Source organism: Allobosea thiooxidans, from assembly GCF_900168195.1.
In the GTDB taxonomy this organism is placed as follows: Bacteria; Pseudomonadota; Alphaproteobacteria; order Rhizobiales; family Beijerinckiaceae; genus Allobosea; species Allobosea thiooxidans.
This window is the reverse complement of sequence record NZ_FUYX01000014.1, coordinates 14,563-36,906: the sequence shown is the minus strand read 5'-3', so window position 1 is coordinate 36,906 and position 22,344 is coordinate 14,563. Positions and strand designations below refer to the sequence as shown.

The following is a 22,344-nucleotide window of genomic DNA, read 5'->3' as shown; positions in this document are numbered from 1 at the left end:
GCGAGAGAAGCGCGCTTCCGTCATGGTCGGGCTTGTCCCGACCATCCACGTCCTGGCTTCGGTGACCGAATGCGGTGTTCAAGGCGTGGATGCTCGCCACAAGGGCGAGCATGACGCTTCCGGAATGACGCCGTAGCGCGTCAGGCCGCGTCGAGGCCGTAGAGCGAATGCAGCGTGCGCACGGCGAGCTCGGTATAGGCCGCGTCGATCAGCACCGAGAACTTGATCTCGGATGTGGTGATGGCGCGGATGTTGATGCCCTTCTCGGCCAATGCCCGGAAGGCGCGGGCGGCGACGCCGGCATGCGAGCGCATGCCGATGCCGATCGCCGAGATCTTCACGACGTCGGTCGCGCCCTGGATCTCCTGATAGGCGATCACGTCGTGCTTGCTTTCGAGCAGCGTCTTGGCGCGCTCGTAATCGGCGGTCGGCACGGTGAAGGTGATGTCGGTCGTCGCCTGGTCGTCGGAGACGACCTGGATGATCATGTCGACATTGATGTTGGCATCGGCGAGCGGGCCGAAGATTGCCGCCGCGACGCCGGGCTTGTCGGCCACGCGCCGGAGGGTGATCTGGGCTTCGTCCCGGGAGAAGGCGATGCCGGTGACGATCTGCTGTTCCACGATGTCGTCCTCGTCGCAGATGAGGGTGCCAGGATTGGGGTTGTCGGGGTCGTCGAAGGAGGAACGCACATAGGTCGGCACGCGATGCACCATCGCGATCTCGACCGAGCGGACCTGCAGCACCTTGGAGCCGAGCGAGGCCATTTCGAGCATTTCCTCGAAGGAGACCTTATCCATGCGCTTGGCCTTCGGCACCACGCGCGGATCGGTAGTGTAGACGCCGTCGACATCGGTGTAGATGTCGCAGCGATCGGCCTTCAGGCCCGCTGCCAGTGCGACTGCGCTGGTGTCCGAGCCGCCGCGGCCGAACGTGACGATGCGGTGCGTGCGCGGGTTGACGCCCTGGAAGCCGGAGCAGACCGCGATCTCGCGGTTGCGGTCGAAGCCGGCGAGAATGCCTGCGCCGTCGACGCCCTCGATGCGGGCGGCGCTATGGGCGTCCGAGCCGTAGAGAGGGATCTGCCAGCCCTGCCAGGAGCGCGCCGGAAGCCCCATCTCCTGAAGCGCGATCGCCATCAGCCCGGAGGTGACCTGCTCGCCCGAGGCGACGACGGTGTCGTACTCCGCCTGGTCGTAGATCGGGGACGCTTCCTTGCACCAGGCGACGAGTTCGTTGGTCTTTCCGGACATCGCCGAGACCACGACCGCGACCTCGTTGCCGGCCTCGAATTCGCGTTTGACGTGGCGCGCCGCGTTCTTGATGCGCTCGATATTGGCGACTGAGGTGCCGCCGAATTTCATCACCAGACGGGCCATGACGGTAATTGGGCTCTCGATAGCTGTCCCCGGCGGCGAGGCCGGGTCGAAACGTCGCCCTCGCGCTGTCGGCGGGGCGGGTGTAGATGACGGGCGGCAGACGCGGTGTCAATGCGGCATCGCATAAACGAGGGACGGCTTCATGGCGGCTGCGGCTGAACGCACGGGCTCGACGATCGATCCGGCCGAGGTCGCGCGTTTCGATGCGATCGCGCGCGACTGGTGGGATCCGAAAGGGCCGATGGCCGTCCTGCACAAGTTCAATCCCGTCCGGCTCGCCTTCGTCCGCGACGAGGCCTGCGCGCATTTCGGACGTGACCCGAGGCAGATGCGCTCGCTCCAGGGCCTGAGTCTCGTCGATATCGGCTGCGGCGGCGGCGTGCTGTCCGAGCCCCTGGCCCGGCTCGGCGCAGAGGTGACCGGGCTCGACCCGGCGCCGACCAACATCGCCGTCGCACGGGCCCATGCCGAGAAGGGCGGCCTCGCCATCGATTATCGCGAGGAGACGATCGAGGCGGTGGTCGCTTCCGGCAGGCGCTTCGACATCGTGCTGGCGATGGAGGTCGTCGAGCATGTCGCCGATGTCGAGGCCTTCGTCGCCGCCTGCTGCGCGGCGGTGAAGCCCGACGGCCTGCTCGTCATGGCGACGATCAACCGCACGCTGAAATCCTATGCGCTCGCCATCGTCGGCGCCGAATACGTGCTGCGCTGGCTGCCGAAAGGCACGCATGACTGGGAGAAGTTCGTGACGCCGGACGAGCTCTGCGGCGCGATCGCGGGCAATGGCTTCACGATCGGGACGCAGACCGGCGTCGTCTTCAATCCGCTGACCGGCCGCTGGGTCGCCGCCCGCGACATGGACGTGAACTACATGCTCGCCGCCAGCGCGCGGCCGGCACCGCAAGCCGGGCTGTAAAGCGCAGCAGACAGTTCACGGCTTCGCGCTGATCGAGACCGATCGCGGCTGCCAAGCCCGTCATCGGTCAGGGCTTTTCGGCGCGGGCTTCTCGCTCGCCCTTGTCCGTTGCTGCATGAGAGCGGCCGTCGGCGCCTCTCAAGGACGGAACACGGCCGCGACCACGAGCAGCACCAACCCCGAGCCGGCTGCGATCGCCGCGCGCAGCACGCTCGGGTCGAGCTTCGTGGGAATGCCGTAGCGGTGCCAGAGAAAGGCGCCGAGAAAGCCGCCGACCAGGAGGAGGCCGGCATTGAGCAGGGTGCCGAAGCCGCCATCGCCGAGAAGCAGGTCCGCGATCCAGCCGAACATCAGCACGGCGAGCACGATCATCGCCACCACGAGGATGAGCGAGAAGAACGGCAGGTCCGGCACGCCGACCATCATCAGCAGGCTGCGCATCTCGTCCTCCTCGTCGCGCCGGCGGTCAGCATGGCGCCGAACGATGAAGAAACCGCAAGCGCCCGGCGGCGTTGTTTTGCAGTGCGGCGTGATTCCTTAGGTTAATGGCGCAGCGCAGCATATGGTGCATGATCGGCATCCAAACCCGCCCGCGATGCTTTCGGCATCGTGACGGACGGATGAGCAGGGAGGACGACCATGTCGACGTCGCAGGCCGCCGTGAAGCCCCTCAAGGATCTCTACGAGCTCGACGAATTGCCGCCGCTCGGCCATGTCCCGGAGAAGATGTATGCCTGGGCGATCCGGCGTGAGCGCCACGGGCCACCGCAGGAGAGCTTCCAGGTCGAGGTCGTGCCGACCTGGACGATCGGCGAGGAGGAGGTGCTGCTCCTCGTGATGGCAGGCGGGGTCAACTACAACGGCATCTGGGCCGGGCTCGGCCAGCCGATCTCGCCCTTCGACGTCCATAAGGCGCCGTTCCACGTCGCCGGCTCCGACTGTGCCGGCATCGTCTGGGCCGTCGGCTCCAAGGTGAAGCGCTGGAAGGTCGGCGACGAGGTCATCGTCCATTGCAATCAGGACGATGGCGACGACGAGGAGTGCAATGGCGGCGATCCGATGTTCTCGGCCAGCCAGCGCATCTGGGGCTATGAGACGCCGGACGGCTCCTTTGCCCAGTTCTGCCGGGTGCAGTCGCGCCAGCTGATGCTGAAGCCCCGGCACCTCGCCTGGGAGGAGGCCGCCTGCTACACGCTGACGCTGGCGACGGCCTATCGCATGCTCTTCGGCCATGCCCCGCACAGCATCAAGCCCGGCGACAACGTCCTCGTCTGGGGCGCCTCGGGCGGCCTCGGCGTTTTCGGCGTCCAGCTCTGCGCTGCCTCCGGCGCCAACGCCATCGGCGTGATCTCCGACGAGACCAAGCGCGACTACGTGCTTGGCCTCGGCGCCAAGGGCGTCATCAACCGCAAGGATTTCAACTGCTGGGGCCAGATGCCCAAGGTGAATTCGCCGGAATATGCCGAATGGACCAAGGAGGCCCGCAAGTTCGGCAAGGCGATCTGGGACATCACCGGCAAGAAGGATGTCGACATCGTCTTCGAGCATCCCGGCGAGGCGACCTTCCCGGTCTCCTGCCTCGTCGCCAAGCGCGGCGGCATGGTGGTGTTCTGCGCCGGCACCTCGGGCTTCAACATCACCTTCGACGCCCGCTATGTCTGGATGCGGCAGAAGCGCATCCAGGGTTCGCACTTCGCCCATCTCAAGCAGGCGAGCGCCGCCAACCAGTTCGTGCTCGACCGGCGCATCGACCCTTGCATGTCCGAGGTCTTCCCCTGGGACAAGATCCCGCTTGCCCACCACAAGATGTGGAAGAACGAGCATGCGCCGGGCAACATGTCCGTGCTGGTCTACGCGCCGCGCACGGGCCTCAGGACTTATGAGGATGTCGCCGAGGCGCTGGGGCGGTGAGGTTCCTGGCCTGTCATCTCGGGTCGGGCCGCTGCTGACGTGGCCTGTCCGAAGCGAGCGATAGGGCTCTGCCTCGGCCCGGGGTCACGTCAGGCGGAGCATCCTTCGATCTGCTTGCAATTTGAAAGCGGATTCTCTACTGACTGATTGCAAAATAGGATCAGTCAGGAGGAAGCCGTGTCGCTGACGCTGTATGCTCACCCGTTCTCGTCCTACTGCCAGAAGGTGCTGACCGCGCTCTACGAGAACGGCACGGCCTTCACCTATCGCGTTCTCGAGCAGGAAGACCCGGAGGCCGGCGCCGAATGGGCCAGGCTCTGGCCGCTGAAGCGCATGCCGGTTCTCGTCGACGGCGAGCATCCGGTGCTCGAATCGAGCGTCATCATCGAGCATCTCGATCTGTTCCACCCCGGCACGGCCAGGCTGCTGCCGGCTGATCCGAAGGCAGCGCTCGGCACGCGCATGATGGATCGTTTCTTCGACAATTACATCATGACACCGATGCAGACGATCGTGTTCGATCATCTGCGGCCGGCCGATGCGCGCGACCCCTACGGCGTCGCCCGGGCGAAGGCGCAGCTCGACGATTCCTATCGCTGGCTCGACGGCGCGATGGCAGGGCGCGAATGGGCCGCTGGCGGCGCGTTCAGCTTGGCCGACTGCGCCGCCGCGCCGGCCCTGTTCTACGCCGACTGGGTGCACGAGATCGGCGCCGCCTTTCCTCATGCCCTGGCCTATCGCGCGCGTTTGCTGGCGCGGCCCTCCTTCGCGCGGGCGGTCGAGGAAGCGCGGCCCTATCGCCACTATTTCCCGCCGGGCGCGCCGGATCGCGATTGAGCTCCGCCCGCGACAGGGCGCACAGGGCATGGCCCGACCGCGCCGATGCGCTGTCGCGATGGCATGAACCGGGCTAGAGACGGCCGTTGCCGATTGCCTCCGCGGGTCTTCATGCCGTCTCTGCTCCTGCGCGCGATGCCGCTCGTCTTCGTCTTCCTCTGGTCCACGGGCTGGGTGGTGGCGGGCTACTCGGCGCGACATGCCGATGCGCTGACCTTCCTGGTCGTGCGCTTCGCCTGCGCGGCCACGCTGCTCGTGCTGATTGCCTTGGCGACCGGCGCGCCCTGGCCGAGCGGGCGCCGCGCCGTGCTGGACGTCGCCATCACCGGCATCCTGCTGCACGGTATCTACCTCGCCGGCGTCTGGTGGGCGGTGCGCCACGGCTTGCCGGCCGGCATCTCCGGCCTGATCGCGGGGCTCCAGCCGATCCTTACGGCGCTGTTCGCGCCGGTCATCGTGGGCGAGCGCATTTCCGGCATCCGCTGGCTGGGCATCGCCTGCGGCTTCCTCGGCATCGCGCTGGTGCTCCAGCCGCAGCTCAGCGGCGTCGAGCCGGCCGCGCTCTGGGGCGTGCTCGTCCCGATGCTGATCAATATCGGCGGCATGTTCGCGGTCACCTTCGGCACCTTCTACCAGAAGGCGCGCGTGATCTCCGGCGATCTGCGGACGATGACGGCGATCCAGTACGTCGCCGCGGCCCTCGTCGTGCTGCCTTTCGCCGTCGCCTTCGAGCCGATGCGGATCGAATGGAACCTGACCATGCTGCTCGTGCTGGCCTGGTCGGTCATCGTGCTCTCGATCGGCAGCATCTGGCTCTATCTGTTCATGATCCGCCGCGGCGAGGTCTCGCGCATCGCCACTTTCCTCTACCTCGTGCCGGCGCTCGTTGCGCTCGAGGCCTGGCTTCTCTTCGGCGAGATGCTGACGCCGCTGCAGATCGGCGGCATGGCGGTGACGATCCTCGGCGTCGTCCTGGCCAGCAGGAAATAGGCCGACGATCCGTTCCGTCGCCTCCGCAGAAAGGAGGGTTTCGGTTTCCGCGGAACTCCTCTTATGCTGCGTCGCAACAAAGGGAGGCCGAGACAATGAACGCCGATAATGCAGCCAAATCGAAGCATCAGGCCAATGCGGCCGAACTGATCGCGGCAGCTCTGCCGGGCTTCGAGGCGCTGTTCGAGGCCGCGGTTGCCGCAGTGCGGCAGAAGGTGCTCGTCGACGGCCGGATTTCGTCGGCTCGGCTCGAGGCCGAGCAGCATGCCGCCCATGGCCTGTCCTGGCTCGCGACCTATGTCACGGCGTTGCGCGAGCTTGCGGCCTATGGCGAGCGCCTTCACGCCGAGGGGCGCTACGGTGCCGTCGAGGACTTTGCGCTGCGCATCGGCGCGGGCGAATATGCCGCCCAGATCTTCGGCGGCATCCCGATGAGCCAGGGCGAGATCGTCAGGCTGCCGGCGCTCGGCCTGTCGCAGAAGGCGATCGCCGCCGCCCGCACCGATGCCGCCGAGGCGCTGATCGCCGAGGGCAACACGCCGGAGAACCGCGCCCGCTTCGTCGCCCTCTTCAGCCAGAGCGATGGTTCCCACAGCGTCGGCGATCCCGGCCTCGACGAGACGCTGGAGGCGATCCGCTCCGAGATGCGCCGCTTCTGCGCCGCGGAAGTGACGCCGCACGCCCATGAATGGCACCTCGCCAACGACTATATTCCGCTGCCCGTCGTCGAGAAGATGGCCGAGCTCGGCGTCTTCGGCCTTACCATTCCCGAGGATTTCGGCGGCATGGGGCTGTCGAAGGTCTCGATGTGCGTCGTCTCGGAGGAATTGTCGCGCGGCTATATCGGCGTCGGCTCGCTCGGCACCCGCTCCGAGATCGCGGCCGAACTGATCCTCTGCGGTGGCACGCCGGAGCAGAAGGAGAAATGGCTGCCGAAGATCGCCTCCGGCGAGGTGCTGCCGACCGCCGTCTTCACCGAGCCGAATACCGGCTCGGACCTCGCCTCGCTGCGCACCAAGGCGGTGAAGGAAGGCGAGGGGGGCGACGCGGTCTGGAAGGTCTATGGCAACAAGACCTGGATCACCCATCCCGTCCGGGCCGACATCATGACGCTGCTCGTCCGCACCGATCCGTCGGAGCCCGGCTACAAGGGGCTCTCGATGTTGATCGCCGAGAAGCCGCGCGGCACCGAGGAGGAGCCGTTCCCGGTCGATGGCCTGACCGGTGGCGAGATCGAGGTGCTCGGCTATCGCGGCATGAAGGAATACGAGCTCGCCTTCGATGGCTTCGAGGTGAAGGGCGAAAACCTGCTCGGCGGCGTGCCGGGGCAGGGCTTCAAGCAGCTGATGCAGACCTTCGAGGCAGCGCGCATCCAGACCGCGGCGCGCGCCATCGGCGTGGCGCAATCGGCCTTCGACCTCGGCTTGCGCTACGCACAGGAGCGCATCCAGTTCGGCAAGAAGCTGATCGCCTTCCCGCGCGTCGCCGACAAGCTCGCGATGATGGCTGCCGAGATCCTGATCGCCCGCCAGCTCACCTATTTCGCCGCCCGCGAGAAGGATGCCGAGCGGCGCTGCGATCTCGAGGCCGGCATGGCCAAGCTGCTCGGCGCCCGCGTCGCCTGGGCGGCGGCCGACAACGCCTTGCAGATCCATGGCGGCAACGGCTTCGCGCTGGAATATCCGGTCAGCCGCGTGCTCTGCGACGCGCGCATCCTCAACATCTTCGAGGGCGCGGCCGAGATCCAGGCGCAGGTCATCGCGCGCCGTTTGGTCGAGGAATAGCCGGGTCGCTACTGCGGCCAGCCCAGCGAAATCTGCTCGATGCGCGGCCTCACCGCCCGCATTCCGGGGGCGTTCGAAGCGAAGGGCTTGTCGCCCGAGACCTTCGACAGGGCGACGGGCTTTGCCTGCGGGGAGGGGCCGAAACGCAGCGAAAGGCTGCATCCTCCATCGAGCTTCGCCAGCCGGCCGCCACTCCACTCGCCGACATAGCCGGCCCCGTCCCAGCCGAAGCCGTTGAGCGTGAAGGGCTTGCGATTGGCGGCCTCTACCGTCGCCAGCTCGGAGCCGATTCCCAGAGTCGCGCTGCCGTCGCCCGACACCGCGACACGCCAGGTCGAAGGCTCTCGTACGATGATGCGGCTGGGGCGGCGGCGCGTCTCGCTGTCGTGCCAGAACACCTCGATCCGCCGCTTCCCGTCATTCTTGAAGATCACCGTGCCCGGCTCGGTGAAGCCTTCACCGACATCGAGATCCTCATGCGCGACATTGGCGGCGCCGAAGGCGGCGACGAGCGTCGCTGCGCTGGCGCCTTTCGCGAAGGGGCCGCGGCAGCCGAGCAGTTCGGATCCTGCCGCCAGCGCTCCTTGCCCGGCAAGTCCGATGAGAAGCGCCGCAGCGGTGAATAAGGTCTTGGACATGGCGGCCCTTTTCGCAGGATGATGGTCTGTCGGTCGGGCAGCGGCAAGCCGTGTGCGGCCCTCTGGCAGCGCCGCCGTGATAATTTCGACAAGATGTCCCGGTTCCGATGCGGCATTCCCGGCCGCTGGAGGCCAGGTGCCAACAGGAGTCACCATGTCGAACCGCCTTGTCCTCACCCTGGCCGGAACCGTTCTGGTCGGCGCGGCTGCGCTGCTTTCCGCTCCCGCATCGGCTCAGCAGAACCCGGTCGGCCAGCCGTCGCCGCGCATCAGCGTGATCGGCGAGGGCGAGGTCGGAGTCGCTCCGGACATGGCGATCCTCAACCTCACCGTGCTGCGCGAGGGCGAGACGGCGCGTGCGGCGCTCTCCGCCAACAGCGAGGCGATGAAGCAGGTTCTGGCGGCGCTCAAGGAAGCAGGGGTCGCCGAGCGCGACCTGCAAACCTCGGGTCTCAGCATCCAGCCGCGCTTCGCCCAGCCGGGCAAGGAGCGCAATGTCGAGCCGAAGATCATCGGCTACACCGTCAGCAACGCCGTGACCGTGCGCGTCCGCAAGCTCGGCGATGCCGGCGCCATCCTCGACAAGGCGGTCAGCCTGGGCGTCAACCAGGGTGGCGGGATCGTCTTCCTGAAGGATGATCTCAAGCCGACCCTGACCGAGGCGCGCAAGCTCGCCGTCGCCGATGCGGTCGCCCGGGCAAAGACCCTGGCGGAGGCGGCCGATATCAAGCTCGGCAAGATCCTGTCGATCGAGGAGCAGTCGATCATGCCGCGGCCGATGCCCTATGGCGGGCCGATGCGGATGGCGGCGAGCGATGCAGCGGTTCCGCTGGCGAGCGGCGAGAACACCTACCGCACGCAGGTCAACGTGGTCTTCGAGATCGCTCCCTGATCGGGAAGGCACCGCTCCGGCGCGCTTGGTCCGGCGCGTCCTCCGGGAGCCCGGACACCCCTACCGATCGGCTTGCGGCGCGAGCTGATCGGAACGGATCCGCGAGCCTGCCGGCTGCGGCAGGCTCGTGAGGATGACGCCGCACAAGACCACCAGCCCGGGCAGAAGCAGGTCCTGCGGCGGCCATTCCGCTAGGGCGAGATAGGCCGCCAGCGTGATCAGCGGCACGCGCAGCGTGTCGGCGCTGCAGAGCTGCAGCGGCGTGCCGTGGCGCGACGCATTGGCGAGCACCGCCTGCGAGACGAAGCCCCCGACGATCAGGGCGAACACCGCCCCGCCGATGATCGCGAATTCCGGCGCGGGGAAGGCGAGCCGATAGGGCTGTGGCGGCGCGGACCAATGGTCCGGCACCAGCAGCCACAGCAACAGGTAGAGCGGCAGCTGGATCGCGTGCATGAGCAGCACGATCGAGAGCGTGCCGCGCTGCGCCGCCAGCTTTGCCAGCATCAGATTGGTCGTCGTCAGCATCGCGACGGCGCCCAGTGCCACGACGATGTCGCGGTTGGGTACGGCGTCGAGCCGGAGCAACAGCAGGCCGATCCCCGCCGTCAGTATGGTGAGGCCGAGGGCCGACCCCGCCGCCGGCTTGCGCCGGAGCGCCAGGAAGATGAGCGCGGCGGCGAAGAGCGGGCCGGTGAACTCGATCGTGGTGACGACCGCGAGCGGCAGATGCGCCAGGCTCCAGATCAGGGCGAGCGAGCCGATGAGATGCAGGACGCTCCGGATGACGTCGTCGCGCAGACTGCGTGGAATGAAGCTGCGTCGTTCCGTGGCCCCGCTCGTCCAGGCGACCGAGCCGGCGATGGCGAGGCTGCCGACCGAACGCAGCAGGCCGATCTCGATGACGGTCAGATATCCCGAGAGCAGGCGGATCGAGAGGGCGATGGCGAGATAGGAGGCGAGGTAGAGGCTCATCCACCCGAGGAAGGCGGGAAACTGTCGGCCTGCCCGGTCCAGGGTATGCCGAGCAGCATGCGCTCGAGAATGGCCATCCGCATCGGCACCGAGAGCTGGACCTGACGGAAATAGCCTGCGTTCGGGAGGCTGTCGCATGAGGTATCGAGCTCCGAGAAGCGCGGAAGGGGATTGAGGATCAGCGTGTCCGAGCGGGCATCCAGGATTTTGCGGGCTGTGAGGGTGAAGGGTTCGCTTTCCTTTTCCTTGTCGACGGCCTCGTTGCCGAGCGCGGCATGGGCGAATTTGCTCATATCCTGCATCTGGATGCTGAGCACGTCGTGGTCGAGCGTCTGGCGGATGTCGTGGACGATGCCGATCGCGGTGCCGAGATTGGCGAGGACGGTCATCGCCTCGCGCATCGCCGGGTTGAGCGGCGCGTCCGGCAGGCAGCACAGGGTGAAGCGCTTCGGCGGCGAGAGCTTCAGCATCTTGACGAAGGAGATCGCGAAGCGCGCCCGCGTGTCGCTGGAGAGCGCGATGCCGAGCGTCTCGATCGGCCCGCGCATCTGGCGGATGGCGAAGATGTCGACCAGCGCCTGGCTCGGGTGCTCGTCGGCGCCGTTGCCGGCATTGATGACCGGCAGATAGCTCAGCCGCCCGACGCGATAGGGCAGGTCCTCCATATGCGAGCGCACCACGAGGAGGTCGCTGTAGAGCTCGACGGTGTGGATATGGTCCTCGATCGATTCGCCGGTCGTCTGGCCGATCCGGTTGCGATCGGTGTCATAGGCGTCGATCGACTGGTGGCCGAGGCGCGCCGCGGCAGCCTGAAAGCCGAGCCGCGTGCGCGTGCTGCGCTGGTCGAACAGTGTCGCGATCACTTTCGGCCGCCGGCGCGGCGCCGGCGGTTCGGGAAGGGCGTGGCCCGCCTTCTCCATCTCTTCCTCGCGCAGATGTCGTTCGGCGCGTTCCATGATGTCGTCGAGGTCGAAGCGCGACACGGCGTCGGCGCTCAGCAGATCCTTCCCGCTTGGATAGTTCGGGCGCTGCATCCAAGGCCTCCGGCTCGCACGGGCTTCTGCGACCGGAGCGTTTCAGGCGACCTGACTGAAGCGGTCCGATTTGCGCGAGCCGGAGCGGGAGCGTGCCGCTCTCGTCCGTCCCGTCGCCACGCGATTGCCGATCATGGGCAGCAATTCGTCCGCTGTCATCGGCTGGGCGAAAACGAAGCCCTGAATGCCGTGGACGGCGTGCTTTTCAATGACCTGAAGCTGTTCCTGCGTCTCGACGCCCTCGACGATCAGGCGCAGCTTCAGGTCATGCGCGAGCTGGGTGATCGCGTTCATCAGCGAATCCGCCTTGCGCGAGGTGCCGATCTCCTGGGTGAAGGCCTGGTCGATCTTGATCGTGTCGATCGGCAGATGCGCGAGATAGCTGAGCGAGGAGTAGCCCGTCCCGAAATCGTCGAGCGCGATCCGCACGCCGAGCGCCCGCAGCGCGACAAGGCGGGCGACGACACGGTCGGGGTCGTCGATCAGCGAGCTTTCGGTGATCTCGATGGTCAGCCGATGCGGTTCGAGCCCGCTCATCCGCAGCAGCGCCTCGACGAGGCCGACGATGTCGTGGCCGTGGTCGAACTGGCGGGCCGAGACGTTGACGCTGACGCCAACGCTGCGCGGCCAGGACAGCGCGGTCCGGATCGCCTCGCCGAGGGCCCAGGAGCCGAGCACGGTGATCAGGCCGGTTCGCTCGGCCAGCGGGATGAAGATTTCGGGGCTCACCGTGCCGCGGCGTGGATGGCGCCAGCGCAGCAGCGCCTCGGCCAGCGTCGCCGTGCCGGAGCGGGGATTGTAGATCGGCTGGAACTGCAGCTCGAATTCGCCGTGGCGGATCGCCTCGCGCAGCTCGGTCTCGAGCGCCAGGCCGTCCTCGTGATCGTCGCGGATGGCGGCGCTGTACATGACGAAGCGGTTCCTGCCGTCGAGCTTGGCGCGGTAGAGTGCGATGTCGACGCATTTCAGCGCTTCCTCGATCGAGGGGGCGCAGCCGGCCGGCGCGATGCCCATGCTGGCGGTGGCCGTGACGTGGCGTCCACCGATGATGCGCTGGCTGGCGAGCAGCATGACCAGGCGCGCGGCGAGCGCGCTCGCCTCGTCGATCGGGCGGGGTGTGGCCACCATGAATTCGTCGCCGCCGGTGCGTGCGGCGATGTCGCCGGGGCCGATCTCGGCCAGCAGCGTCTCGCTCACCGCCCGCAGCAGCGCATCGCCGACATCATGGCCGAAGCTGTCATTGATGCCCTTGAAGCGGTCGATGTCGATCGAGATTAGCGTCACCGGCCGTCCGGCCGCGGCCACGGCCCTGATCTCGCGCATGAAGCCGCGGCGGTTGTAGAGGCTGGTGATGGTGTCGTTGACCGCGAGATGCTCCAGCTCGCGCATGGTCCGCAGCCGCGCCAGGAAGATCTGGTGGATCACGCGGGCGCTGGAGAAGGTCAGGACCGCGGTGAGCGCGACCGAGAGCCCGATCAGCAGATAGGCCGGATCCCGCGTCCAGAGCAGGGCCAGCATGAAGGGCGTCGCCGCCAGCAGGACCTGGACGCGCGTGATCACCGGGCGCGAGCTGTTGCGCCCGGATATGCCGGCGAGGTAGCCGATCGTCTGGGCGATCGCCAGCACGGCCACAGGTTCGTAGGTATAGCGCAGCACCGCATAGGAGCCGAACGCGGCGACCAGGGCGGCGGTCGACCAGGCTCCGGCCATGGCGAGGTTTTCGAGCCGCTCGATGTCGCGGGTGCCGGCGGAGGCGAGGCGGATCGATTGGTAGTGCCGGTGGGCGAGATGGCGGAAGCCGCCGATCGCGACCATCGTCGCGGCCATCGCGTAGAAGGCTGGGTCGCCGCCGGTCAGGAACCCCGCGGCGATCATCACCATGGCTACGGTCACCGTGCCGATCTGGATCGTCCCCGGCGTGGCGTAGAGCGCCGCAACCAACTCGGACTTCATCGAGATGTTGCGCTCGTGAACATCGACGATCATCGGGCCCGCCCTATGGCGCATGAATTACGCCAGCGCGGGCCAGTCTCGATAAAAATCCCTTAAGGAAACGTGTGTTCGTCCCGCGGTTTCGCCGACGAATCGTGGACGAAGCCATACCCTTCCAGGTCAGGCCAGGAGGCGGTATCTGGCGAAGCCGTCGGGCCCGTCGCCCGCCGGCTCCGCCCTGAGCCCCGCGGGCAGCTTGCCGACGGCGGCCGGCGAGGTCAGGAACGTGACCTCGAGGCCGGCCGGCAGCGGCGCCAGGGACCAGTTGCCATCCGCTTTCGGCTCGATCGCCTTCCTGCCGACGATATGGCGCACGATCACGTCGCGGTTCAGGTCAGGGGCCGCGAGGACCACGGTCGTCTTGGTGCCCGGGAAATTGCCGCCTCCGGATGCGCGGTAGTTGTTGGTGACGACGAGGAAGTCGGCGGCCTCGTCGATCGGCTGCCCGGCGAAGGCGAGATCGCGGATGCGGCGGGAGTCCGGGGCGACGAGCTTGCCGTCATTGTCGTAGCGCGAGGGCTGCGTGACGTCGATCCGGTAGGTCACGCCGTCGATGACGTCGAAGTTGAAGGCCGGAAAGCCGGGGTTGATCAGCGGCTGCTCCCCGGTGCCGGCGGGGTCGATGCGATTGAAGATGCCGGCGGAGCGCTCCAGCCACTCGCGGACCTCCGCGCCGGGAATCCTGACGATCTGCACCGTGTTCGGGTAGAGATAGATGTCGGCGACGTTCTTCAGCGCCAGCGGTCCTGCCGGGATGTCGGTGTAGAAGGAAGGGCCGGCCCGTCCGCCCGATTTGAACGGTGCGGCGGCCGAGAGGATCGGCAGGTCCGTCCAGCGCGTCTGCGCCATCAGCGGCCTAGCATAGGCGATCTGGGCCTCGGCGACGATCTGGACCGAAGGGTCGTCCGTCACCAGCGCGAAGTAGGAGTGGATCGGCGAGGCGGTGCTGCCCACCGGCTCGCGCATATAGGTGAGCGTCGCCTCGTGGTCGGCCTTGACGCTGGCCAGGATCGCTGGCTCGGCGGCGGCCTTCGGCACGATCTTGCGGTCGGGCGTGCGCTCGTAGATCGGCTTTGGCTCGACCTTGAAATCGGCGACCACCCAGCGCCCGCCGCGCTTTTCCAGTTCGAGGTCGACGATGCCGAGATGCGAGCCCCAGAAGCCGGGTTGGCAGGCCGGCTTGCCATTGAGCGCGCCCTTGACGTTGTCGACGCCGGGAATGTCGTCGAAGGCCTTGCCGCCGGGAAAGACGAGGTGCTGGTGCCCCGTGAGGATGACGTCGATGCCCTCGAGCTTCGAAAGATGGAGCGCCGCATTCTCCTCCATCCCGCGCCGTGCCCCGCCGGCGATGCCGGAATGGCAGAGCGCGATGACGAGATCGGGCTGGGCGTCGAGCAGGTCGGGCAGGTGCTTCCCGGCCGCGTCGACGATGTCGGTCGCGCTGAGCTTGCCGTCGAGATTCGCCTTGTCCCATTGCATGATCTGCGGCGGCACGAAGCCGATCACGCCGATCTTGAGCAGATGCTTGGCGCCGGCCTCGTCCTCGAAGCTCTGCTCGAACAGGCGCCAGGGATCGACCAGTGGGTAGCCGCTGATGCGCTCGACATTGGCGCAGACCAGCGGGAATTCCGCCGTGGCGAGGCCGTGTTCGAGGAACTCGAGCCCGTAGTTGAACTCGTGGTTGCCGAGCGTGCCGCAGAGATAGGGCAGGGCGTTCATCGCCGCGAGCATGGGATGGGTCTCGCCGGCCTTCAGCCCCTTCTTGTAGGCGATGTAGTCGCCCAGCGAGGAGCCCTGCAGGAAGTCGCCATTGTCGAACAGCAGGCTGTTCTTCGCCTCGCTCTGCGCCGCCTTGATCAGGCTCGCGGTCTTGGCGAGGCCGACCGTGTCGTCGGGGCCGTCCCGGAAATAGTCGTAGGGCACGACATTGACGTGCAGGTCGGTCGTCTCCAGCACCCTGAGCTTGAGGCGCGCAGGGGCCTGGGCCGCAGCTGCGCTGGGAAGGGCGGCGCTGACGGCCATCGCGGCTCCGGCCTTCAAGGTCTCGCGCCGGTTGGGGTTGTGATCCAGCACCATCTCCGGTTCCCGCTCTCCGCGCAGGAACGGAAGGGTAGCGCATCGGGTTGAAAAGGGGAAACGGCTTCTCGGAGCGAATCTGGTGTTTTGACAAAGAGATAGATCGAGTTTTCTGAAGCGGGCAGGCATCGCGCCCCAGCATTGCGGCGCGGCTCGGACAAGGGAAAGATGCCGCCGCCGCGGTATCTGCCGCATGACGAAGGAGGTTCGTGATGATCCTGATCGGCCAGTACGATTCCCCCTTCGTCCGCCGGGTCGGCATCACCCTGGCGCTCTACGGCCTTTCCTTCGAGCACCGCCCCTGGTCGGTCTTCGGCGAGGGCGAGCGGATTCGCGCGCTCAACCCGTTGATGCGGGTGCCGACGCTGGTGCTCGACGACGGCGAAGCGCTCTACGACAGCCACAGCATCATCGACTGCCTCGACGATCTCGTCGGGCCGGAGAAGGCGCTCTGTCCACGGAGTGGCCCGCAGCGGCGGCGCATCCTGGCCGTCACGGCGCTGGCCATGGGCGCGGCCGAGAAGGCGGTGAGCCTGTTCTACGAACTGCGCCTGCACGAGGTGGTCTCGGCGGTCTGGGCCGATCGTTGCCGCGGCCAGATCCTGTCCGCGATCGCCGCGCTCGAGCGGGACCGCGCCGCCAGGAGCACGCCCTACTGGTTCGGCGCTGCGATCGACCATGGCGATATCGCGGTGGCGGTGACGCTACGCTTCATCATGGAGGCCCATCCCGGCCTGCTCGCCGCCGAGGATATCCCCGCGCTGGCGGCCCATGCGGCGCGGCTCGAGGCGCTGCCGCTCTTCCACGAGATCGCCCAGCCCTTCGCGCCGCCGGCCTGAGCGGCTTTCAGGCCGCCCGGCTGAAACCTTCCATGCGCAGGCGTCCGTCGGCGCCCTCGGTCCAGCCCCGGACGCTGCCATCGGCCAGCCGCTTCGCCTTCACCTGGAAGGTTTCGCCGGCAATGAGCGGGCTGAGGCCGCGATAGTCGAGCCCGAGCGGCTCTCCCCCGGTGAGCGTCACGATGATGTTGGCGATCAGCGTCGCCTGGATCGGGCCGTGGACGACGAGCCCGCCATAGCCCTCGACGCCGGTGGCATAGGGGAAATCGTAATGGATGCGGTGCCCGTTGAAGGTCAGCGCCGAATAGCGGAACAGCAGCAGCGGGCTGGCTTCGATCTCCCAGACCAGATCAGCGGGCTCGCCCGTGCCGGCGGGCGGTGCGTTCGCTACGGCTGCCGTGCCCGGCTTCGCGGCCTCGCGATAGACGATGTCGTGCCGCTCGCGCAGCGCCACGCCGCGCTCGGTCATGAATTCGTGGTGGACCGCGACGAAGCAGAGCGGCCCGCTGCGCCCTTCCTTGTAGCTGATCTCGCCGATCGAGGAGCGGCGCGTCACCACGTCGCCTTCGCGCAGCGGAGCCAGGGTTTCGATCCGCCCGCCGGCCCACATCCGCCGTGGCAGCGGCACTGGCGGCAGGAATTCGCCCTTGGCCGCGTGGCCGTCCGGCCCGCAGGCTTCGATCGGCGAGATCGGCGGGGCCAGACACCAGTGCAGCGCCAGCGGCGCCTCACCTGGCCCCCGGGGGGCGAGATGCCGGCCGAAGGTGGCGTCGAAGCTCTGCACGAGGCGCGGGGTCACGATGTCCTGCGCGTCCTCCGTCCTGTTGGTCCAGCTCCGCAGGTGGTCGATGTCGATGGTCAAATCAGGCGCTCCCGCTGGTCGTCGGTAGGATCTCGGCATGCTGAGCACATGGCCGGCGAAACCGGCGCGGCCCGGTACGGCGGCGTCTTGCGGTCGAACCTGCACCGGCATTCGCCGGGGAACCGGCGCAGAGCCTGCCGATCGCATCGCGGATATCGGAGTGATGGCGGGCATGCTGCATGGAAGGGGCTCGGAACGCTCTCAGGACAAGGCCGGCTGGCGACCGAATTCGGCCCGCAGCGCGTCGTCATGTTCGCCCAGCGCCGGCACCGGGCGCATCGGCGCTCGCGCGCCGTCGACGAGGACCGGCGGCGCCAGCATCTCGATCGGCCCTTTCGGCGTGGGGACGGGCAGGGCGGTCGCCGCCGGATGGTCGATCAGCCCGCCGACCGTCGAGACGGTGCCATAGGCGATGGCATGGCGGTCGAGCGCCGCGGCGACCTCGGCGAAGCGGCGGCGGCCCAGCCGCGTCTGCACTTCGCCATCGAGCGCGGCACGTGCGCTGACGCGCAGGACGTTCGAGGCATAGCGCGCATCGCCGGCCAGTTCCGGGCTTTCGAGCACGTCCCGCGCGAAGATTTGCCACTCCCGCTCACTCTGGATCGAGATCAGCACTTCGCCGTCGAGCAGCGAGAAAACGCCATAGGGCGCGATCGATGGATGGGCGAGGCCGATCCGCGCCGGCTCGATGCCGCCATGGCGGCGCGTGATGTAGGGCACGTTCATCAGCTCGGCCAGCGTATCGAACAGCGAGAGCGCGATCGCCGAGCCTTCACCGGTGCGCGCCCGCTTCAGCAGTGCCTCGAGGATGGCGGCATAGGCCGCCTGGCCGGTGGCGATGTCGGCGATCGAGATGCCGATCCGTGACGGACCGGATTCGGGCGTTCCGGTGATGGCGGAGAGGCCGGCCTCCGCCTGGATCAGCAGGTCGTAGGCCTTGCGCCGATAGTGCGGCGTGCCGGGCGCATAGCCGGAGATGTCGCAGGTGATCAGGCGTGGGTGGCGCTCCCTCAGCGCGGCGCTGCCGAGGCCGAGGCGCTCGGCCGCGCCCGGCGCGAGGTTCTGGATGAACACATCCGCCTTCGCGATCATCGCCGCGACGAGCGCCAGATCCTCCGGCCGGCGCAGGTCGACGCGGCAGGATTCCTTGCCGCGATTCAGCCAGACGAAATAGGAGGACTGGCCCTTGGCGAAGCCGTCATAGCCGCGGGCGAAATCGCCTTCCGGCCGTTCCAGCTTGATCACGCGGGCGCCGGCATCGGCCAGCTTGCAGCTCGCCGTCGGAGCGGCCACGGCCTGCTCCAGCGCGACGACCACGATGCCTTCCAGCGCCTGCGCCATTGCCGTTCGGATCTCCTCTGAAGCCAAGGGCAGGTAAGCGGCGCCGGGTCGGGCCTGTCAAATGCATGCTGGTCTGCCGGCCCTGCGCCGGTTGCGGGGGAGCGCGTCCGCCTGCCGCCTTGCGCAGACAGGCATGAACCGGCAGCGTGCACGCGATTCCGCCGGGGCGGCGCCACCGGCCAGAGCGATCGGAAACGAACATGAATCAACATTTCATCAATGGCCGCTATGTCGCTGGCCAGACAGGCGAAACCCTCGCCAAGCTCAACCCCGCCACCGGCGAGGAATTCGCCCGCATCGCTTGCGGCAACGCCGCCGACATCGACGCCGCGGTCACCGCTGCCCGCGTCGCCTTCGACGGTGCCTGGGGCCGGCTGACGGCGGCAGAGCGCGGGCGCCTGATCTCCAAGCTCGCCTTCAAGGTGCAGGATCATTTCGACGAGCTGGCGAAGCTGGAAGCCCGCGACACCGGCAAGCCGATGAGCCAGGCCCGTGCCGATATCGACGCCACGATCCGCTATTTCGAGTTTTATGGCGGCGCGGCCGACAAGGTGCACGGCCACGTCATTCCCTTCCTGAACGGCTACAGCGTCAGCGTCATCCATGAGCCGCATGGTGTCACCGGCCATATCCTGCCCTGGAACTATCCGGCGCAGATGATCGGGCGCTCGCTCACCGCCTCTCTCGCCATGGGCAACGCGGTCGTTCTCAAGCCGGCCGAGGATGCCTGTGCCACCGCCTTCCGCCTCGCGGAGCTCGCCAGCGAGGTCGGCTTCCCCGATGGCGCGATCAACATCGTCGCGGGGCGCGGCCATGAGGCGGGCGCGGCGCTCTCCTCGCATCAGGGCATCGGCTTCATGTCCTTCACCGGCTCGCCCGAGGTCGGCAAGATGGTGCAGCATGCCTGCGCCGAGCATCTCATCCCTTGCACGCTGGAGCTCGGCGGCAAGTCGCCCCAGATCGTCTTCGAGGATGCCGATCTCGACGCGCTGGTGCCGATCGCCTGCAAGGCCATCGTCCAGAACACCGGGCAGACCTGCTCCGCCGGCAGCCGCCTGCTCGTGCAGAAGTCGATCTATGACGACGTCGTCTCGGCCGTCGCCAGGGAATTCTCCAAGCTCCGGGCCGGCACGCCGGAGATGGACCTCGATTGCGGCCCGGTCATCAACGCCAAGCAGCGTGGCCGCGTCCAGAGCTTCATCGACCAGAGCCGTGAGGCCGGCATCCCGGTGATCGCTCAGGGCCAGATCGCCCAGGGCGTGCCGAATGGCGGCTTCTACGTCCAGCCGACGCTGTTCGGCCCGGTGCCGCGCGGCAACCGGCTGGAGCAGGACGAGGTCTTCGGCCCGGTGCTCGCCGCCTTCCCCTTCGATGACGAGGAGGATGCGATCAAGGCTGCCAACGGCACGGATTACGGCCTCGTCGCCGCGGTCTGGACCAAGGATGGCGGGCGCCAGCAGCGCGTCTCGAAGCGCGTGCGCGCCGGCCAGGTCTTCATCAACGGCTATGGCGCCGGCGGCGGCATCGAACTGCCCTTCGGCGGCACAGGCAAGAGCGGCCATGGCCGCGAGAAGGGTTTTATCGCGCTCGAGGAGTTCGCGGTGACCAAGACCATCGTGCACAAGCACGGTTGAGAACGCATCGCGTCATTCTCGGGCGAAGCACAGCTTCGACCCGAGAATCTCAGGCCGAGACGGGGCGGGAGCCTCATCCTTCAAGAGATGCTCGGGGCAAGCCCGAGCATGACGGCGGCTGGACTACATCCTGACGATGTGCCGGATCGTGCGGCCTTCGTTCAGCGCGTCGAAGCCCTCGTTGATCTCGTCGAGGCTGCCCGAGCTGGTCCAGAGCTTGTCCACGGCCAGCCGCCCGCGCTGGTAGAGCTCGATGAAGCGCGGGATGTCGCGGGAGGGCACGCAGGAGCCAACGTAGGACCCTTTCAGCGTCCGCTCCTCCGCGACCAGCCTGACCGGCGAGAGCGACAGCGTATGGGCGGGGTTGGCGAGGCCGGCGGTCGTGGTCGTGCCGCCGCGCCGCGTGATTTGGTAGGCGAGGTCGAGCGCCTTGACCGAGCCGGCCATCTCCAGCCCGTGATCGACGCCGCCCTTGGTCGCCTGCCTGACCGCCTCGACGACATCCGGCTCGTCGGCCTTGAAGGCATCGGTCGCGCCCAGCGCCAGCGCGAGGTCGAGCTTATCCTGCGCGAGGTCGACGGCGATCACCCGCGAGGCGCCGCAAGCGATGGCGCCCAGCAGGGCCGAGAGCCCGACGCCGCCGAGCCCGACCACCGCGACCGTCTCGCCAGCCTTGATCCGCGCCGTGTTCACGGCGGCGCCGACACCCGTCAGCACGGCGCAGCCGAACAAAGCTGCGATCTCATGCGGGATATCCGCCTCGATCTTGACCAGCGAGCGGCGCGAGATCACCGCATGCTCGGCGAAGGCGGAGACGCCGATATGATGATGCACCGGCTGGCCATCGACCGAGAGCCGGCGCCCGCCGCCCAGCATCTCGCCGCGCCCATTCGCGGCGTTGCCGGGCTCGCAGAGGGCAGGGCGGCCCTCCGCGCAAGGGGCGCAATGCCCGCAGGACGGCACGAACACCATCACGACGCGGTCGCCGGGCTGCAGGTCGTCGACGCCTTCGCCGGTCTCGACGACCTCGCCCGCGGCCTCATGGCCGAGCACCATCGGCACCGGACGCGGGCGGTTGCCGTCGATCACCGAGAGATCGGAATGGCACAGCCCGGCGGCGCGGATCTTCACGAGGACCTCGTCGCGGCCGGGCGGGGCGAGGTCGAGCTCCTCGATCCGCAGCGGGCGGCTTTGCGCATAGGGCGCGGCGACCGGGCTTTCGTTCAGGACGGCGGCGCGAATCTTCATGGCGCAAGCTCCGGTCTCGTAGTTCGACGCTATCCCGACAGGAGAGGGCGCCGCTGTCAAAGGCCGGACGCGTCTACCGTCATTGCGAGGAGCGAAGCGACGAAGCAATCCAGGGGGGACTGGGCTTGAGCGCTCAACCCGGTCACCTTGGATTGCTTCGCTGCGCTCGCAATGACGGGGAAGGGGAGCGCCTGTCGCTCAAGCCACCTCGCTCAGCGTCCCGCCGAGGAAGAGCTGGCCGATGCGCGGATCGGCGAGGATCTCCGCCGCCGGCCCCTGCATGCGGGTGCGGCCGAGCTCCAGCACCAGCCCTTCATCGGAGATCTCCAGCGCCGAGCGGGCATTCTGCTCGACCATCAGGATCGAGACGCCCTTGGCGCGCAACTCCCTGAGGATGCCGAAGGTCTCCTGCACCATCAGGGGCGAGAGGCCGATCGAGGGCTCGTCGATCAGCACGAGCTTCGGATCGAGCAGCAGGCCGCGCACGATTTCGAGCTGCTTCTGCTCGCCGCCGGACAGCGTCGATGCCTGCTGGTCGGCCTTGCGCCTGAGCGCCGGGAAGCGGTCGAGCGCCGCCTCCAGCCGCTGGGGCATGTCGGTGATGCCGGAGTCGGCGGCAACCGCGCCCAGCTCGATATTGTGACGCACCGAGAGCTCCGGGAAGATGTTGCGCCCCTGCGGGACGTAGCAGATGCCGGCTTCGAGCAGCTTGCGCTGATTCCAGCCGGTGATGTCCTGCCCGTCGAAGCGGATGCGGCCTTCGCGCAGCTTGAGCAGGCCGAAGATCGCCTTGAACACGGTCGACTTGCCGGCGCCGTTCGGTCCGATGACGGTGGTGATTGCGCCGCGCTTCACCGCGAAGGAGGTGCCGTTCAGGATGGTCATGGCGCCATAGCCGCCGACCACGCCGTCGAGTTCGAGGATGGGTGTGGTCATTCCTGACTCCGTCCTGCCCGTCATGCTCGGGCTTGACCCGAGCATCTCCTGCCAGAGATT

Annotated in this window: 19 protein-coding genes; 8 read left to right on the top strand and 11 right to left on the bottom strand. The window is 67.7% G+C overall.

Features of this window, described 5'->3' with window-relative positions:
• Positions 1-140 precede the first annotated feature (140 nt).
• Positions 141-1,379 (bottom strand): aspartate kinase, encoded by a 1,239-nt coding sequence (locus B5Y19_RS20940; protein ID WP_055726213.1) that lies wholly within the window; start codon positions 1,377-1,379, stop codon positions 141-143.
• A 142-nt stretch (positions 1,380-1,521) separates the two neighbouring features.
• Here B5Y19_RS20940 and ubiG point away from each other — a divergent pair, with 142 nt between their 5' ends.
• Entirely contained in the window at positions 1,522-2,295 is a 774-nt protein-coding gene (gene ubiG, locus B5Y19_RS20935) for a bifunctional 2-polyprenyl-6-hydroxyphenol methylase/3-demethylubiquinol 3-O-methyltransferase UbiG (protein WP_055726214.1), read from the top strand.
• A 138-nt stretch (positions 2,296-2,433) separates the two neighbouring features.
• Here ubiG and B5Y19_RS20930 read toward each other — a convergent pair whose 3' ends face one another.
• A complete protein-coding gene (locus tag B5Y19_RS20930) occupies positions 2,434-2,736 on the bottom strand; it encodes a hypothetical protein (RefSeq protein WP_055726215.1) in 303 nt (100 codons plus the stop codon).
• A 198-nt stretch (positions 2,737-2,934) separates the two neighbouring features.
• On the opposite strand from B5Y19_RS20930, the gene ccrA reads away from it, so the two are divergent.
• The 4 genes from ccrA to B5Y19_RS20910 all read left to right on the top strand — a co-directional run bounded on the left by ccrA (position 2,935) and on the right by B5Y19_RS20910 (position 7,817).
• Complete coding sequence (gene ccrA / locus B5Y19_RS20925; protein WP_055726216.1) at positions 2,935-4,206, top strand: crotonyl-CoA carboxylase/reductase; 1,272 nt, start codon at positions 2,935-2,937, stop codon at positions 4,204-4,206.
• 177 nt (positions 4,207-4,383) lie between these two features.
• On the top strand, positions 4,384-5,043 hold the full coding sequence (locus B5Y19_RS20920; RefSeq protein WP_055726217.1) for a glutathione S-transferase family protein: 660 nt from the start codon (positions 4,384-4,386) through the stop codon (positions 5,041-5,043).
• Positions 5,044-5,154: 111 nt separating this feature from the next.
• Positions 5,155-6,033, top strand: a complete 879-nt coding sequence (locus B5Y19_RS20915) for a DMT family transporter (protein WP_176168683.1) — start codon at positions 5,155-5,157, stop codon at positions 6,031-6,033.
• Positions 6,034-6,128: 95 nt separating this feature from the next.
• The gene (locus tag B5Y19_RS20910; RefSeq protein WP_055726218.1) at positions 6,129-7,817 is read left to right on the top strand and encodes an acyl-CoA dehydrogenase family protein; all 1,689 of its coding nucleotides are present in this window, start codon (positions 6,129-6,131) and stop codon (positions 7,815-7,817) included.
• 8 nt (positions 7,818-7,825) lie between these two features.
• Here the strand turns inward: B5Y19_RS20910 and B5Y19_RS20905 are convergent, their stop codons facing one another.
• Positions 7,826-8,455, bottom strand: a complete 630-nt coding sequence (locus tag B5Y19_RS20905) for a hypothetical protein (protein ID WP_055726219.1) — start codon at positions 8,453-8,455, stop codon at positions 7,826-7,828.
• Positions 8,456-8,609: 154 nt separating this feature from the next.
• On the opposite strand from B5Y19_RS20905, the gene B5Y19_RS20900 reads away from it, so the two are divergent.
• Positions 8,610-9,347 carry an SIMPL domain-containing protein gene (locus B5Y19_RS20900; RefSeq protein WP_079592034.1) on the top strand — a complete coding sequence of 246 codons (738 nt, stop codon included), beginning with the start codon at positions 8,610-8,612 and terminating at the stop codon, positions 9,345-9,347.
• Positions 9,348-9,407: 60 nt separating this feature from the next.
• Here B5Y19_RS20900 and B5Y19_RS20895 read toward each other — a convergent pair whose 3' ends face one another.
• The 4 genes from B5Y19_RS20895 to B5Y19_RS20880 all read right to left on the bottom strand — a co-directional run bounded on the left by B5Y19_RS20895 (position 9,408) and on the right by B5Y19_RS20880 (position 15,424).
• Complete coding sequence (locus B5Y19_RS20895) at positions 9,408-10,322, bottom strand: DMT family transporter (RefSeq protein ID WP_055726221.1); 915 nt, start codon at positions 10,320-10,322, stop codon at positions 9,408-9,410.
• Positions 10,319-11,356 (bottom strand): aspartate carbamoyltransferase, encoded by a 1,038-nt coding sequence (locus B5Y19_RS20890; protein ID WP_055726222.1) that lies wholly within the window; start codon positions 11,354-11,356, stop codon positions 10,319-10,321. The genes B5Y19_RS20895 and B5Y19_RS20890 overlap by 4 nt, the downstream gene beginning before the upstream one ends.
• A 42-nt stretch (positions 11,357-11,398) precedes the next feature.
• Entirely contained in the window at positions 11,399-13,342 is a 1,944-nt protein-coding gene (locus tag B5Y19_RS20885) for a putative bifunctional diguanylate cyclase/phosphodiesterase (RefSeq protein WP_176168682.1), read from the bottom strand.
• Positions 13,343-13,468: 126 nt separating this feature from the next.
• The gene (locus B5Y19_RS20880; RefSeq protein ID WP_055726224.1) at positions 13,469-15,424 is read right to left on the bottom strand and encodes a bifunctional 2',3'-cyclic-nucleotide 2'-phosphodiesterase/3'-nucleotidase; all 1,956 of its coding nucleotides are present in this window, start codon (positions 15,422-15,424) and stop codon (positions 13,469-13,471) included.
• Between the two features lie 212 nt (positions 15,425-15,636).
• Here B5Y19_RS20880 and B5Y19_RS20875 point away from each other — a divergent pair, with 212 nt between their 5' ends.
• The gene (locus B5Y19_RS20875; protein ID WP_055726225.1) at positions 15,637-16,263 is read left to right on the top strand and encodes a glutathione S-transferase family protein; all 627 of its coding nucleotides are present in this window, start codon (positions 15,637-15,639) and stop codon (positions 16,261-16,263) included.
• 7 nt (positions 16,264-16,270) lie between these two features.
• On the opposite strand, the gene B5Y19_RS20870 is transcribed toward B5Y19_RS20875, so the two are convergent.
• Complete coding sequence (locus B5Y19_RS20870; protein WP_244555670.1) at positions 16,271-17,125, bottom strand: HTD2 family dehydratase; 855 nt, start codon at positions 17,123-17,125, stop codon at positions 16,271-16,273.
• A 201-nt stretch (positions 17,126-17,326) separates the two neighbouring features.
• Positions 17,327-18,466 carry a CaiB/BaiF CoA transferase family protein gene (locus B5Y19_RS20865; protein WP_055726226.1) on the bottom strand — a complete coding sequence of 380 codons (1,140 nt, stop codon included), beginning with the start codon at positions 18,464-18,466 and terminating at the stop codon, positions 17,327-17,329.
• 200 nt (positions 18,467-18,666) lie between these two features.
• Here B5Y19_RS20865 and B5Y19_RS20860 point away from each other — a divergent pair, with 200 nt between their 5' ends.
• On the top strand, positions 18,667-20,100 hold the full coding sequence (locus tag B5Y19_RS20860; protein WP_055726227.1) for an aldehyde dehydrogenase family protein: 1,434 nt from the start codon (positions 18,667-18,669) through the stop codon (positions 20,098-20,100).
• A gap of 123 nt (positions 20,101-20,223) precedes the next feature.
• On the opposite strand, the gene B5Y19_RS20855 is transcribed toward B5Y19_RS20860, so the two are convergent.
• Complete coding sequence (locus B5Y19_RS20855; protein WP_055726228.1) at positions 20,224-21,348, bottom strand: zinc-dependent alcohol dehydrogenase family protein; 1,125 nt, start codon at positions 21,346-21,348, stop codon at positions 20,224-20,226.
• A 198-nt stretch (positions 21,349-21,546) separates the two neighbouring features.
• Positions 21,547-22,284: an ABC transporter ATP-binding protein gene (locus B5Y19_RS20850; protein WP_055726229.1), complete on the bottom strand. Its 738-nt coding sequence runs from the start codon at positions 22,282-22,284 to the stop codon at positions 21,547-21,549.
• Positions 22,285-22,344 lie beyond the last annotated feature (60 nt).

Bases quoted from the DNA above. Each gene is read 5' to 3' on its own strand.
- B5Y19_RS20940 (WP_055726213.1), bottom strand. From the start codon at position 1,379: ATGGCCCGTCTGGTGATGAAATTCGGCGGCACCTCAGTCGCCAATATC.
- ubiG (WP_055726214.1), top strand. From the start codon at position 1,522: ATGGCGGCTGCGGCTGAACGCACGGGCTCGACGATCGATCCGGCCGAG.
- B5Y19_RS20930 (WP_055726215.1), bottom strand. From the start codon at position 2,736: ATGCGCAGCCTGCTGATGATGGTCGGCGTGCCGGACCTGCCGTTCTTC.
- ccrA (WP_055726216.1), top strand. From the start codon at position 2,935: ATGTCGACGTCGCAGGCCGCCGTGAAGCCCCTCAAGGATCTCTACGAG.
- B5Y19_RS20915 (WP_176168683.1), top strand. From the start codon at position 5,155: ATGCCGTCTCTGCTCCTGCGCGCGATGCCGCTCGTCTTCGTCTTCCTC.
- B5Y19_RS20910 (WP_055726218.1), top strand. From the start codon at position 6,129: ATGAACGCCGATAATGCAGCCAAATCGAAGCATCAGGCCAATGCGGCC.
- B5Y19_RS20905 (WP_055726219.1), bottom strand. From the start codon at position 8,455: ATGTCCAAGACCTTATTCACCGCTGCGGCGCTTCTCATCGGACTTGCC.
- B5Y19_RS20900 (WP_079592034.1), top strand. From the start codon at position 8,610: ATGTCGAACCGCCTTGTCCTCACCCTGGCCGGAACCGTTCTGGTCGGC.
- B5Y19_RS20895 (WP_055726221.1), bottom strand. From the start codon at position 10,322: ATGAGCCTCTACCTCGCCTCCTATCTCGCCATCGCCCTCTCGATCCGC.
- B5Y19_RS20890 (WP_055726222.1), bottom strand. From the start codon at position 11,356: ATGCAGCGCCCGAACTATCCAAGCGGGAAGGATCTGCTGAGCGCCGAC.
- B5Y19_RS20885 (WP_176168682.1), bottom strand. From the start codon at position 13,342: ATGATCGTCGATGTTCACGAGCGCAACATCTCGATGAAGTCCGAGTTG.
- B5Y19_RS20880 (WP_055726224.1), bottom strand. From the start codon at position 15,424: ATGGTGCTGGATCACAACCCCAACCGGCGCGAGACCTTGAAGGCCGGA.
- B5Y19_RS20875 (WP_055726225.1), top strand. From the start codon at position 15,637: ATGATCCTGATCGGCCAGTACGATTCCCCCTTCGTCCGCCGGGTCGGC.
- B5Y19_RS20865 (WP_055726226.1), bottom strand. From the start codon at position 18,466: ATGGCGCAGGCGCTGGAAGGCATCGTGGTCGTCGCGCTGGAGCAGGCC.
- B5Y19_RS20860 (WP_055726227.1), top strand. From the start codon at position 18,667: ATGAATCAACATTTCATCAATGGCCGCTATGTCGCTGGCCAGACAGGC.
- B5Y19_RS20855 (WP_055726228.1), bottom strand. From the start codon at position 21,348: ATGAAGATTCGCGCCGCCGTCCTGAACGAAAGCCCGGTCGCCGCGCCC.
- B5Y19_RS20850 (WP_055726229.1), bottom strand. From the start codon at position 22,284: ATGACCACACCCATCCTCGAACTCGACGGCGTGGTCGGCGGCTATGGC.